We start from the raw sequence: 15102 nt of genomic DNA on the forward strand, positions 1-15102 counted from the left end.
CCATCATCGAAAAAACTATCTCAGTTGAGACGTAAAAAACCTGCATCTCAGCTCCAAAACCAGCTCTTGTGAGGGCTGAGGCGCTAAAAAATGACGGCTCAGACGCCACAACCGCATCGGCGAGCCGAAAAACAAGGGGCTTTCCCAGGTAGAAAAAATCTACTATTGGGAAAGCCCCACCTGTTCTTACATATGAATAGCAATCACATTCGGTCCGTCGGTCAGAAGGGCATCCAACTCTTGGCGCTTGATCCGCATGCCGCCCTGACGGTAGCGATTTGCCGTTTCGAACGAAGCGGCTTCATGCCCGTTAATCGTGACGCCTCTGTCAGCTTGATCCGTAAAACGATATTCGAATTGAACAGGATGCCCCATTAAGGTGAATTGGAATTGCATTCCCTCCAGTTCGCGCGGCAGCACCGGATCGATAACGAGATCGCCGCCCTCTTGACGTATTCCAAGGCAATTCGAAATGAGCTGATTCATATAAATTCCCGGACCGCTCGAATATATTCTCCAACCGCCCTTGACGGGTACGCTTCCCTCGCGCAGCTCGCCGAATCGACTCTGGGCCTCGTAACGGGTGTTGAATTTACCGTCCGAGCTGCTGAAGTAGGCATTCCTTTGTCTGAGCTCGGCATTCGGAACAGCATCCCGAAGTCCGACCGGATTGATGATATGCAGCCCATTCCACACCTCATCCTCTTTGCCCAGCTTAGCCATTGCCTCTATATAACGGATGTGGGCATGAACGTATTGCAAGCCGATTTCCCGTCCGAAGTTGGCTGCCTGCTCCGCGCGCTTGAAGTGCGTACTGAAGCCGCCCACATATTGGGCTGGCCGATTCATCAGGCGGACGCCGTCCGGACAGTACAATTCTCGCTTAATCAGCTGATAATGGTCTTCCGCCTGCTCTTTCGTGAGCAGCTCGCTAATCATGCTGCGAGTCATCGGAAGGAGACGGTATTGAACGCCCGTCTTCGTATCTGTAGGATGCACCATCAGTTCGGCTTGTCCCGGTTCCTCCATATAGACGAATCCCGGAATGACGCCGGTCGACAGCATGTAGCGGTTAAAGTCCTCTCGGATGCCGGATGCCAGTTCCCCCAACTCAGCCGCAGCCGTTTCGTCGTAGTTCACCAGGGCTTCGGACAATTGATTGAATACTTGATACGTCAGCGCCACAGTCCAACTGCTCGCCATATATTGTTTCAGCTTCGCATTGGCAGGCTGGAGCGTATCATCCCAGTCCCCGTCTCCATAAGAAGACAAATGCGTATCATGCAGAAAATGCTGCTTGATATATTCGATCTCCTTGTTGGCGTGCTCCAGCAAAGTTGCGTTCGTCTCTGTGAAGCCGAGGCCTCCCCGCTTGGAATACGGCACCTCTTCTTGCAGGATGCTGTAATCGCCGGTCACGCGAACATAGTCGCTCAGCACCTTGAGCGGCCAAACGATAATGTCCCCGTGGCTCTCATTCTGCTGGATCCGCCAATAATGGTCGAACATGAACCATTGCGGCCAGTTCCCGTCATCCTCAAACTGATGCGCATACACAGTCTTAATAATTTCGCGCACCTTATCATATTTCTGCGTCGCCATAAAGTATTCCGTCGGTCCCTGGCAGACGTCGCGTGTGCCCCATGCGGCTCCGCTATACTGTTCGAGTCCGTGCGGAACGGAATAATGAACCAGCATGTTATGGGTATACCACCAGGCGAGCGAATTGAACTTATCAAGCTCGGACTGCTTCTTCCCTTCGCGGTGGGATAGATGGAAGCCGTTCATGACGTCCTTATAGAACGCGCGATAACGGGAAATTTCAATCTCCGCATCCAGCTCCCGAATCGGTTGATGCTCGCCCTTGAGCAGCCCTTGCATCATCAGCTTCCATTCATGGCTCGCGCTCAATTGGAGCACGACAAGCGATGCCGATCCCGACTTCACGTGATTAGCCAACGCGGTTTCATCTGTGACTGTCACATCCGCTCCAGCAATGTCCATGCGATAGCACAGATGCGGCAGCGTGCCGCCGCTCTCCGACGAGGCATCCGCATGGAACGACAGAACAGAGCCTTCCTGGTTCATCTGATACGGCACATCGTATTCATTGCTGTTCATCGTGATCTGATTCGTCACGATGAATCGGTACGGCGTACCGCTCTCGGAACGGACGTGCAGCTGCAATTCCGGTGTATCCAACGCCGTAAAGTTGGTGACAACGAGCATATCGTCCTCCGTCTTGTAGTACCAGCGGGCATAGTTGAAGCCCATCTCGAACACGGACGGCATGGTCAGCAATCGGTATGTGCCGTTCTGTTCCACATAAATGCGCTGCCCTGACGTCTTCAGCACATTGAGAGCGTTGCGGGCGTTGGACATCCATTTGTTGAATGAGGTGTTTCCAACTACCACCTGGGCATTGAATAAGCCATACATATATGAAGTAGTAGTAAGAACCTGTTCATTCAGACGGTCGTTGTGTCCTGTCATCAAGATGTGACCGTGCGGCCGTTCTACCCGCAGCTCCTTCTCCCGTAGCACAACATGCTCATGCGATTCTGTGAAGAAGGACAGCAGCTCTTCGCCTTCCCATTCCTCTTGGCAGCGCCTCGGGAAATAACGGTCCAGGTCTTGCGAGGTCATCGCTTCCGTGCGCAATGGCGCTCCGATGTGCGCTGCCAGGGTTACTTTGTCCACACTCCGGCCCACAGCGGCTGGCTGCGCGTCTACCTGCTCCCAAGCACGCAGCACTTCTTGCTCATACTCCAGCGATGCAATGGCCAACGGGTGATCCGGCTTGATCAATCCATAAAATACGAATCGTGCCGAGCTATGTAATCGAATTCGCTCCGACTGCAGCGCCGTATATGCGAATTCATATTGGTACACTTCATTATTCAGCGTATCCCGAGTCAATGCCTCGGGCTCATTCGTTTCCTTGTAAGACAATCCGAAAAATTGAAATCCATCCGTCGAATAACCGACCACTTTCGTCAGCGCGCCTTGCTGCATATACGGGAATCCAGTGGACTGCGGTTGATTCTGACGGGAGCAGACTGCGTACCCGCGCTGTTCGTGTTCATACACGGCATGGTCAATATATTGGGCTGCATACGATTCATTGTTGCGAACGGCGCCTCTATTCGCGAGACCGATATCCTGTCCGTAAATAACGTCCACAATCTCGCCGTCCCCGTTGACGGCAACGTCCCAGAACCAGATGCCGTGAGGCGTAAGTGTGAACGTTACCGCATAGCGGATCCCTTCGGCTTCGCCTTCCCATATCACTTGGGAGTCCGTAAACCGCACTTCGCTCTTAGAGCGGATGCCCACCATCGGTACAACATGAATGCTGCCGTCGCGGTGAATGCGCAAATATATATTGTTCATGGATCCATCAAGCGGGTTGGATACCACTTGGTTCACCATCGTATCGCCCTGCAATATATCGCGGATATCTCCACTTTCCATAAACGTAAACGTTATCTTGCCTGCTTGAATCGGAATCAGATCTCTTGTCGTCATTGTCATGATGTTTCCCTCTCTTTCTCTACTCCATCAATGTGATTCGAAGCTCTTGTACTTCCTTGCAGTTCAGAGTAAATGGTACCTTTAGGCTTTTTCCTGACATCAGCTCGATAATATAAAACGCTTTCAATTCCTCAAACGGCCAGACATCGGGTTCGCCTCGTGTCTTGTTTCACGTGATAGCGATTTCATAATATTGTACCTGCATCAAACGACCATGCTGACATACTGATGAACATTAGCGAAACGTTTCAACTGTTCTAATTCGAATTATAATGTCCTTTCATATTATAGTCAACTATTGCTATGAATGCGTTTTTATTGTAATTAATACGTTTGACGCAAGATAAAACTATGTTTTGAACGTGGTCAAAAATTGAAAAAATACACTTATATACGGTCAAACCATGGTGAAGATTTCCCTTCTAAACATTCGCAGATTGCTTATCAGCACCACGATCTAGGTCTTTTATCCTTTGTGAAACGTTTCAACACATAAGATTTGAATCATAGATTAGCTGCGAGGGGTTATTATTTGTGTGCATAAATTATTGAATATTCTCCGAGAGCGATCCTCCCAAATGTTCCTTATTTTACTATTAGGGGGTCAGAGAGATTGTCCGCTGAAATAAAACAAAACTTAGACAAAGTCCTTGCTGAGAGGTCGAAATAATCTATTGTCAAGGGGGTGGCTAGTTTTACCTCTAGGATTACAAAACAGGAAATCGTATACTATTATAGTTGCACCTAAAAGTAGAAAAGACCGCAATTCATCAGGAATAGCAGACATGCAGGACAGGCCCGCAAGACGGATCAGGTTCTGCTAAGTATGCGGAACTTCGACACAGAAGTGTGCCTGACGAAATATTACATCTCGACTTTGCAGAAGAAAGGAAGCTTGTATATCAATGAATGACAAAGAAGCTAAAAAGCTGCGATGGTATAATATCGCACTCATGGCCTTCGTGTCCGTATGGGGATTCGGCAATGTAGTCAACAACTATGCGAACCAAGGTCTGGCCGTAATTACTTCGTGGGTATTAATCATCGCGCTCTACTTTATACCGTATGCGTTAATGGTTGGTCAGCTGGGATCCACCTTCAAAGATGGCAAGGGCGGCGTCAGCAGCTGGATTAAGGAAACGATGGGCGCTAATATCGCCTATTTTGCGGCATGGACTTACTGGGTTGTACATATCCCTTACTTGGCTCAGAAGCCTCAATCTATCATTATCGCACTTGGTTGGGCAATTACTGGTGAGGGGACACTCGTTAAAGAATTCTCTACGATAACGCTGCAAACCATCACTTTGATTATCTTCCTGGCTTTCTTGTGGATCGCATCACGCGGTATATCCTCGTTGAAGCGTATCGGTACGATAGCAGGTATCTCGATCTTCGTGATGTCACTCTTGTACATTGTACTCGCGGTCACAGCGCCAGCGTTCACAGGTGTTCAAGTGGCTACTGCGGATATGTCGGTATCATCCTTCATTCCTGATTTCAACTTTGCATACTTCACGACCTTGTCTATGCTTGTGTTCGCAGTAGGCGGAGCGGAGAAGATCTCGCCTTATGTCAATAACACGCACAATGCGTCCAAGGAATTCCCGCGCGGTATGCTCATATTAGCAATTATGGTTGCGGTATGCGCGCTGCTCGGATCATTCGCAATGGGGATGATGTTCGACTCGAACAATATTCCAAGCGACTTGAAGATGAATGGGCAATACTATGCATTCCAGATTCTTGGTGAATACTACGGCATTGGCAATTCATTGATGATTGTATACGCTCTGGCTAATACGTTGGCGCAAATCTCGGCGTTGGCATTCTCGATCGATGCGCCGCTCAAAGTGTTGCTGTCTGACGCGGATGAGCGCTATGTTCCACGCACATTGCTTAAGACGAACGATCGCGGTACGCCTGTGAATGGTTATATCATGACAGCGATTTTGGTTGGTATCCTGATTATGGTGCCTGCGTTTGGTATCGAAAACATGAACACACTGTTCAACTGGCTGCTAGATTTGAACTCTATCGTTATGCCGATTCGTTACCTGTTCGTATTCTTGGCATTCATGGCCTTGATGAAGATGTCTGACAAGTTCGTATCTGATTATAAGTTCGTTAAAAACAATAAAGTTGGCTTCGCGATCGGCTTATGGTGTTTTGTATTTACAGCTTTCGCTTGCCTCATGGGAATGTTCCCTAAAGTCCCTGCATTCACAAGTGAATGGTACTTCCAGCTCGCGCTGAATGTCGTGACTCCGTTTGTATTGCTTGGTCTCGGTCTCATCTTGCCAATGATCGCAAGACGTAACCGCAGCTAATTCGAACGTCAAGCATGATACTTTGATCCATAAATCCCTTGGTGCTCCTATGTGGAGCGCCAAGGGATTTTTTCTACCCCGCGGAGATCGAATATTCCCCTTCTATTATTTCAACGACTGCCCCGCTCTTCAGCGTATTTCCGATCGTGCATGCGCGCTCGACTACAGATTTGAGCTTCTCTTTATAAGCAGGCTCTAGAGTAGGTGGCAACGTAACGGAGACGTGAAAATCGGAGAACCTATTCGTCTTGTCCTCTGGCTTCGCTGTTTTCACCTGAATCTGAATCGTGGATCTATCATACTCCACACCATCATAGTCCATAATCTTCTGCAGTGAGATCGACACGCATAAGCCTAGCGCTGCCTCTAGCAATTCTCTCGGAGACAATCCCTCTTGATTCGGCGCATGGCTTCCTATCAGTTGGAATCCCGCCTCATTCCATATGTGATCCTGACCTTCAACGATCTTAATCATTGTCATCGTTAACTACCTCTTCTCTTCGATTAGATGGCAAGCTGCTTTATGTTTGAGATGTATTTCCTTAAGTATGGGTATCTTCACTTTGCATGTTTCAATCGCATAGGGACAGCGTGTATGAAAGACACAGCCGGATGGCGGAGATATCGGTGAAGGAATCTCACCCTTTAAAAGGATGCGCTCCTTCAAGCGGCTGCGGCTGAAATCAGGCGCGGCTGAGAAGAGAGCTTTCGTATACGGATGTAAGGGCTCGTGGAATAAATCATCCGTCGGAGCCTCCTCTACGATCTTGCCTAGGTACATAATGCCGATGCGATCCGAGATATATCGGACAACACTGATATCATGGGTGATGAACAGCAGCGTGAGCTTCAGTTCCCTTTGCAATTGTTTAAGTATGTTAAGGATTTGCGATTGAATCGACACGTCCAGGGCTGACACCGGCTCATCACAGATCATCATCTTCGGATTCATAATAAGCGCCCTTGCCAGACCTAATCGTTGACGTTGACCGCCTGAGAACTCATGGGGATATCGGAAATAGTGTTCCGCCTGCAAGCCTACGGTGTTCAGGATTCGAAATACGTCTTCCTGTCGCTGCGCCTTGTCCCCTATGTTATGAATAATAAGCGGCTCTTCTAAAATGTGGCCGATTCTCTTTCTAGGATTCAATGAGGAATACGGGTCCTGAAACACAAATTGAATATCCTTGCGAAGCTTGCGCAGTTCCTTGCGCGACATCGCCGTCAGGTCTCGATCTCGATACGTCACTCGGCCTGAGGTTGGAGGGGTTAACCCTAGAATCGCACGCCCGGTCGTACTCTTGCCCGATCCGGATTCGCCTACTAATCCATACGTTTCCCCTTCAAACAATTGAAAGGATACATCCGTCACTGCGTTCACATGGGCCTTAGCACCCAATAGCTTGCCGAATGACCCATACACCGGAAACTTCTTATGAAGGGAGGTCACTTCTAGCAACGGACTGCTATCTACTCGTTCCACGGACTTCTGCTCCCCCTTCCAAGCTGCTTATTTTGCCATAATGCCAACATTTTACACGGTGGTCTTCACGAACGTTCTCCATTATCGGTTCCTCATTAAAGCATTGACCATCGGCATAGGGGCATCTGGTCGAGAAGCTGCATCCTCGCGGTATATCGGTCAGAGACGGAACGGTTCCTTCAATTACATGAAGCTTGTCATGACGGCTTCCTTCAAGCTTAGGTATAGACTTGATCAGCCCTTGTGTATAAGGATGCAGCGGGGTATCGAACAATCGCTCGGTTGTCGTCTCCTCTACGATCTGTCCAAGGTACATTACCTTCACGCTGGTGCATATTTCAGATACAACGCCTAGATCATGTGTTATAAACAGCACGCCCATGCCCAGCTTCTGATTTAATTCCACGATTAACTCCAGGATCTGCGCCTGAATCGTAACATCGAGGGCCGTTGTCGGTTCGTCCGCAATCAAGAGCTTAGGCTCACAAGCAAGCGCCATTGCGATCATCGCGCGCTGCTGCATCCCTCCTGATAACTGATGAGGGTATTCGTGTACTCGCACCTCTGGTGAAGAAATACCTGTTAATCTGAGGATGTCGATCGCCTTCTGATGCGCTTCTTTCTTGGATTTCTTCTGATGCAGCCGAATAACCTCTTCGATCTGATTGCCTATCGTATAGACAGGGTTCAGCGAAGTGAGCGGATCTTGAAATATAATCGAGATCTCGTCGCCCCGAATAGCTCTCAATTGTGAGTGGGGTAGAGATAGGAGATTCTTATGGTCAAATATGACCTCGCCTTCATACTCAATCGAGTCCGTGTGATCCAGCAATCGAATAATGGACTGTGACATCACGCTCTTGCCGCAGCCTGACTCCCCTACAATGCCAATGATCTCGCCTTTATTCATCGAAAAGCTGACCCCGTTAACCGCCATAACTCTCCCTCGTTCTGTGTGAAAATGTGCTTTGAGATTCTTCACTTCCAATAGAGGCTCTATGCTCATGGAATCACCTCCAGCCTTGTATAGTTATCATTTCTTCTGTTTATGCTTCACACGAGGGTCCAGCATATCGCGCAAGCCGTCACCTAATAGATTCAAGCTGAGAACGGACAAGATAATCATCGCGCCTGGAAATACGACCATCCACCAAGCCTTAAAGATAACCAATCTACTTGCTTGCAATATATTGCCCCAGCTCGCCTCCGGGGCAGGTATGCCTGCTCCCAAGAAGCTTAATGCAGCCTCTGAAATAATAGCCTCCGCAAATACAAAGGTTGCTTGTACAAGCAACGGCGATAACGTATTCGGCACGATATGCAGCCAGATAATCCGGGAGTCGCTTGCCCCTTGGGCATGTATAGCCTCTATGTAGGTCTGCTCACAGATGACGAGCGCGGATGAGCGAACGACTCGCGCAATGCTCGGCGTAAACACAATCGTGAGCGCAATAATGACATTGGTAGCAGAAGCGCCAAGCGCCGCCATTAAGGCAATCGCAAGCAAGACCCCAGGAATCGCAACTAACCCGTCGCAGATCCGCATTAAGATATGATCCAAGGTCCGATAATACGTGGCGTACACACCCATGACGAGCCCTATTGCTGAGGAGAGCAGCGAAACAATTAGACCTACGCTAATAGACACTCTTGCGCCATATACAATTCTCGTTAACAGATCCCTGCCGAATTCGTCCGTACCCAGCCAATGAGTCGAGCTAGGCGGCTTCAATCGCTCAACCACCTTCATCTCATAGGGATCATACGATGTTAAAATCGGACCTATTGCTGCGAGAATCACTAATATCACTAGGATAGCGGCGCCTGCTAACAGCCCATAGTTGGATGTCAGCCGCTTGAATCCTAATGAGCGCCGCTCCTTCTTCAGCTGCTTGCTGAGCTGCGCGATATGCTCTTTCTCTTGCACGGTTATCATGCTGCTCCCCCTTCTCTATTTGCGGCTTAAGCGAACACGCGGATCGACCACGCCGTATAGGAGATCGATAATGAGGTTAATCAAGACATACATGAGCGTTACGCTGAGAACGACACCTTGTATGACCGCAAAGTCTCTTCGTGCGATAGAGTTCAATATGAGCTGCCCTAGACCGGGGATGTTAAATATCGATTCCACGACGACGGCGCCTGTAACTAAGGTGCCGAACGTCTGCCCAATAACCGTTAGGATTGGTAGAAATGCATTGCGAAACGCGTGCTTGAGCAGCACCTTCGTCTCGTTTAGCCCTTTAGAACGAGCTGTCTTAATGAAATTCAGGTTCAGGATCTCCAGCATCGAAGAACGAGTCATTCGTGCAATTAAAGCTGCCTGGATGGTCCCTAAGGATATGCCGGGCAGTATTAAATATTGGATATGTTCCCATAGCCCTTCCTCTAGCGGCTCATATCCTGCTACCGGCAGCCACTGCAGCTGGACACCTACTAACAGCATGAGCAATAGCCCTAACAGGAAGCTTGGAACTGCCATGCCCAGCAATGAGATTCCCATGAGGGAAACGTCCGCTATGGAACCTCTCTTGTATGCCGCCATAATTCCGAATGGAATCGCTAGAATAAGGGATATGATCTGTGCGATAACCGCCAGTGAGAAGGTAGGGCCGATATGTTCCTTGATCGCCTGACTGACGGGCTGGTTCATGAAGATGGAATCTCCCATATCGCCCTTGAATAAGTTGATGATCCAGCCTGCATATTGTTGATAGATCGGGCGATTCAGACCAAGCTCCTCATTGAGCGCTTGTATCTCTTCTTGCGTCGCTTCGATCCCCAGCATCGCCGCTGCCGGATCACCAGGCGTAATATGGATGATTAAGAAGATAACGATAGTCACGACTAGCAATACAGGGATTAACGACAAGAGTCTTTTGGTGATATAAGTTAGCACTGGAACCCCTCATTTGTACATGATCTATGAATCGGATTCACTACTTTGCTACTTTCGCGTTCCACACGACTGGCGCCTCATAGAGCTCGAAGCCTTCAATTGCGTTCGTCGTGGCTACGATGCCGTTGTAATGCCCGATAACGGTTGATGAACCGAATTCATATAAGAAGCCCTGCAGTTTCTCCCATTCCTGCTTCGCCGCTTCAGGAGTCGCCGCTCCGCGGATAGCCACTAACGCTTGCTGCACCGTTTCATTTTCTAGTCCCGCCCAATCCGGATTCACAGCCAACAGCTGAGGAGGAGTCAATTGATACCCTGTGCTTGCTACGAACAGATCCCATTTGCTGCGGTCATTCTTCGTTTCTAAGAATGTCGGGAAGTCAAAGTTGTCGACCTTCACATTCATGCCGATCTGACGAAGCTGCTCTTGGATGACTAATGTTGCAGTGTACATTTCGTTGTAATCCTTCGTCGTTAACAGCGTTATTTCCTCACCCTTATAGCCTGCTTCTTCAAGCAATTTCTTGGCCTTTTCAGGATCGGCTTGATTGTAATACTCCGCACCCGCATCATTCGTCCATTGCACCTGATTCGTGCTCAGGTAGCCTGGAGATAAGGAGTATAGATCCGGTTTAGCAAAGCTGGCTAACATGATCTCTTCATTATTGAGTGCAGCAAGAATGGCCTGACGGATCTTCACATCCGCTAACAATCCTTCTCTCGTATTCAAAAATGCGGTTAACGCGCCGCCCGGGAACGACTGCAGCTTCACATTTTTATCGGCCGCAAGCTCGTCATAATTCTCGATGGGGATACTGTCTGCAACATCGTACTTCCCAGTCTTGATGCCTGCGATTCGTGTCGAGTGATCCGTAACGAAATGGAAGTAGAGATTCTCTGTAGGCGCTTCTTTGCGTCCGTCGAAGCCGCTAGACGCTCGGTCAACTGACTTATAATCCTCATATCTGACGAGATGGATGTACTGATCCTGCTTCCACTCCTTGAACTTATAAGGACCCGTACCGATGTACTCGGTTATTCCTTCAGCAGGAGCGGCATCAATGATCTCCTTCGGCATAATCGATGGGAATTGAGCTTGAGCAGAGATTAGAATTAAGACGTCTGATGTGGCTGTTTCCACTGTTAATTTCACCTTATAAGTGTCCAATTCTTCGAACTTCGCATTCTTTAGTAGAATCTTCGCTCGTGAAGATGTGACCAGCCAACGATTCATGGATGCTGCAACATCCTCAGAGGTCATCTCTTTGCCATTATGAAACTTGACGCCCTGACGAAGCGTGAACACATACGTTAAGCCATCCTCACTCTTCTCAACGGATTCCGCTAGAATCGGCACGGGCTCATAATCTGCATTAAGTGTGTATAGCTGTTCGAATATATTTCCCGCCGTGTCTAATGCAACAGCCGAGACCGTCATCGCCGTGTCCAGTGTTGGCGGCTGGGCAGTAAGTGCGATATTCAATTCGTTCTTATACTCTTTCTTGCTGGTATCTCCTTGGCTTACTCCGCCTTTGTCGTTGCCGATATTTTTGGCATTGTCTTTAGGAGCCTCCGTATTATCGTTGCTGCACGCGACGGTCAACAATATGAGTATCATTGCAGAAAAGAATAGACCGAGCTTTCTTGATTTCATCGCCATCCCCCACTTGTGTTTGATTGACTACATCGTTTCAACATCTAGCTCGCATTGCTTTATTTCTCAATTCCGATAAAATAGGTAGTATTAATCGGTTATTGAAATAGTAAGTCTTCGAGGGCTGGTTGTCAATATTTCCCTTGCATTTATTTTATTGCCTATTGGATCAAAGCATTCGAGCCGCCTAAAATAATATATTTGCATGACAGATAGAGGTGGTGTGCAGGCTTTCTGACAACGCAAAAAGACACCTATTACGGTGTCTTTTTGATCCTTGGCAGCTTAATAGCCTTATTTACGTTTTTACGCTTACACTTGTTTAAATTCGATCCAGTCGATCTGCATGCCCGGTTTGACAAAATCAAGCTTTAATTCATAAGAGCCTGCTTCCAGTTCGACTTTCACTTGCTTCAGCTTGATCCATCTGCCTTCTGTCCCATTGGTTTGAACGGTCATCATCGACTGATCGTTTAAGGTCACATGACATGCGCTCTGAGCCAACTCGGTATCTGGAGACATAACATTAGCAAATATCCGGTATACCCCAGCCTGTTCTACTTTTATCCAGGTCGATCTTGTTGCGGAAACTTCAACCTGTTCCTGATGGGATAATGCTTGCGCTTGCTCCGCTGCAGGAGATGGATTCGCTTTGAAAGTATTGACCGTTTCTTCAATCACTTGTTTTCTGGAGAACACCGGTGCGTGCATCAAGAACTCACAAATATTCATAGCACAGCGCTGCAGCTCTCCTCGGGTTAAGGAGCCATTTTCTAGGGATTCAATGGTATTGTCTCCCCAAACATTGGTTTCCGCACCATAGTTGCTTACAACCATATAAAGATCGTTTTGTGCACGGACCATATAGTTCGTATATTTCCGATCCGCAGAGCCTCCATGAACAACATCATTCATGATAGCCCACCAATCCGTCATCACGATGCCTTTGAAGCCCCATTCCCCACGAAGAATGGTAGTGTTCATATCATAATTAGAAGCCGCCCAATGCCCGTTGATAGGATTATAGGAGGTCATAATCGAATTCGCGCCGCCCTGTTTCACCGCGATTTCAAAGCCTTTCAGATAAATCTCCCGCAGGGCGCGTTCAGATACGACGGCATTTACCTTGCTGCGATGTTTTTCCTGGTTATTACATGCAAAATGCTTCAACGTACCATTCGAGCCGCCTTTCATAATGCCGCTAGTGCATGCTGCAGCAAACTTCCCTGAAATCAGCGGATCTTCCGAAAAATATTCAAAGTTGCGTCCATTGAGCGGACTGCGCCGAATATTCAAACCGGGGCCAAGCAAAGCGTCAATGTTGTAGCTTAATAATTCCTTGCCTTCCATGACATAAAGTTCTTCGACCAATTCGGTGTTCCATGTTGCGGCAAGCAAGGTGCCAATGGCAACCTGAGTCGCCTGCTGCCCGCTATCCATCCGAATTCCGGATGGTCCATCAGCCGTACAGGCAATCGGTATTCCGTAACTTAATAACGGATCACTTACACCCCCGAAAGCCGAAGCCGTACCTGGTGTAACCAATGTACTGCACATGCCTTCTCCTCTGACAATCGCTGCTAGATCCTGATCGCTGAGCTGAGCAATAAAAGCCTCCATGCTTACTTTCCCGTCATATACATCTCTTAGCTTATACCCCTGATTACCGGTTTGCTCCAGGGTTCTTGGAAGATTCTTCTCGATCCGTTCCGCAAGCGAAATCTTCCGTGTCGGCACCTCATCAAAGGTCAGTTCGTATGTACCGTCTTCCTTCCGGTCACCCGGTTTCATTCGCGTAAAGCTTTCCGTTGGCGCCATCGCCTCTTGCAGCTGCTCCACGACTTGAAGAGTTTCCACGACGTAGCCTTCTTGTCCCTCAACGCCGATCTGCACTGAATTCTTGACACTGTTCCCCACAAATAGTCGATACGTTCCGGCTTCCAATACATAAGCGTAAGGATGCCCTGTCACACCAGCGTCATCATAGGAGGCTAAGGATCGAACAGGGATACTCACGGTAAGATGCTGCGATTCACCCGTCTGAAGTTCTGTGGTCTTTACGAATGCTGCTAGAGCTTTAGCTGGTCGGCCCAGCTTTCCTTGCGGTGCTTCACAATAAACCTGAACGACCTCTTTGCCTGCAAAGTCGGTTCCGATATTTTGTACGGTTACGCCGATCTCAACGTATGGTTCTCCTTCACTGACAGTCAGTTTGGCTTCGTCAGGTTCTATTCTAAATTGGGTATAAGATAGACCAAAACCGAATTCAAACTGGACCTTTTCCGGTCGAAACGTTTCGAAAAAACGGTAACCGACGTAAATATCTTCTTCATATACGCTCTTTTTCTCATTTCCATAGTTGTGAGTCGAAGGATAATCGTTGATCGAATATGCGATTGTATCTGTTAATTTTCCACTCGGCGTCACATCCCCAACCAATACATCTGCAATGGCATTGCCGCCTTCCATTCCACCATGCCAAGCATAGATAACACATCGAACCGGGTGCACATAGCTTTCATCGTTCAGCCAGCTCATATCCATAATATTTGATACATTCAGTACGACGACAGTTTGTTCAAAATAGGTAGTTACCTGCTTCAGCATTGCTATTTCGTCTGCTGTTAACTGGTAGCTTCCCGGCTCATTGGCATTATCCTTATCTTCTCCCGCCGTACGCCCGATCACAATAATCGCCTTGTCGGACCCATTTCTTGCCTCCGACACCAGTTCATCGGTCAGAGGCATTTCCTTCTGGTGCCACGGTTCAGCTGCCCAGCCGCCTCCGCCATTATCAAATGGATTCTGCTCAATCCATTTCTCATATACCGCCGCTAGCTTCTCGTTGACTGTGATATTCTGTTTACTCCGAAGACCGTCTAACAGATTGGTCGTATGGGTAACATGGACGCTGCCGCCCGAGCCTGTCCCGCTACGGTAATAATTAATCTGAGTTCTGCCGAAAATTGAAACGTTCTCACTCTTGCGAATGGGGAGAACATGACCTTCATTCTTTAACAGCACGGCACCTTCTGCGGCTACTTTTCTACTAAATTCAGCAAAGCCTTCTAATGGAACTCCGAGTTTTTGTGTGCTCAATTGATTCCCTCCGGATAGTTAGTTCAATTCATATTCTAGTTACCTTTCATTGGTATCTAGCTTCATAGTAACAAATCTACAGAAAATATAAACATAAAAA

9 protein-coding genes are annotated in these 15102 nt (G+C 48.1%); 1 reads left to right on the plus strand and 8 read right to left on the minus strand.

Annotation, left to right across the window (positions count from 1 at the left end):
- Window positions 1–186: 186 nt before the first annotated feature.
- On the minus strand, window positions 187–3534 hold the full coding sequence (locus tag AC3WTP_RS13975) for a GH36-type glycosyl hydrolase domain-containing protein (protein ID WP_492395233.1): 3348 nt from the start codon (window positions 3532–3534) through the stop codon (window positions 187–189).
- 905 nt (window positions 3535–4439) lie between these two features.
- On the opposite strand from AC3WTP_RS13975, the gene AC3WTP_RS13980 reads away from it, so the two are divergent.
- On the plus strand, window positions 4440–5864 hold the full coding sequence (locus tag AC3WTP_RS13980) for an amino acid permease (protein WP_492395234.1): 1425 nt from the start codon (window positions 4440–4442) through the stop codon (window positions 5862–5864).
- Window positions 5865–5937: 73 nt separating this feature from the next.
- Here the strand turns inward: AC3WTP_RS13980 and AC3WTP_RS13985 are convergent, their stop codons facing one another.
- The 7 genes from AC3WTP_RS13985 to AC3WTP_RS14015 form a co-directional block, all read right to left on the minus strand.
- Window positions 5938–6345, minus strand: a complete 408-nt coding sequence (locus AC3WTP_RS13985; protein WP_492395235.1) for an OsmC family protein — start codon at window positions 6343–6345, stop codon at window positions 5938–5940.
- 6 nt (window positions 6346–6351) lie between these two features.
- Entirely contained in the window at window positions 6352–7347 is a 996-nt protein-coding gene (locus AC3WTP_RS13990) for an ABC transporter ATP-binding protein (protein ID WP_492395236.1), read from the minus strand.
- Entirely contained in the window at window positions 7331–8353 is a 1023-nt protein-coding gene (locus AC3WTP_RS13995) for an ABC transporter ATP-binding protein (RefSeq protein ID WP_492395237.1), read from the minus strand. The genes AC3WTP_RS13990 and AC3WTP_RS13995 overlap by 17 nt, the downstream gene beginning before the upstream one ends.
- Window positions 8354–8380: 27 nt before the next feature.
- The gene (locus AC3WTP_RS14000) at window positions 8381–9283 is read right to left on the minus strand and encodes an ABC transporter permease (RefSeq protein ID WP_492395238.1); all 903 of its coding nucleotides are present in this window, start codon (window positions 9281–9283) and stop codon (window positions 8381–8383) included.
- A gap of 15 nt (window positions 9284–9298) precedes the next feature.
- Entirely contained in the window at window positions 9299–10249 is a 951-nt protein-coding gene (locus AC3WTP_RS14005) for an ABC transporter permease (protein ID WP_492395239.1), read from the minus strand.
- A 40-nt stretch (window positions 10250–10289) separates the two neighbouring features.
- Window positions 10290–11903, minus strand: a complete 1614-nt coding sequence (locus tag AC3WTP_RS14010; protein WP_492395240.1) for an ABC transporter substrate-binding protein — start codon at window positions 11901–11903, stop codon at window positions 10290–10292.
- 312 nt (window positions 11904–12215) lie between these two features.
- Entirely contained in the window at window positions 12216–15002 is a 2787-nt protein-coding gene (locus AC3WTP_RS14015) for a glycoside hydrolase family 3 C-terminal domain-containing protein (protein ID WP_492395241.1), read from the minus strand.
- Between the last annotated feature and the right edge of the window lie 100 nt (window positions 15003–15102).

Source organism: Paenibacillus sp. EB106-04-04-XG159 (assembly GCF_058791835.1).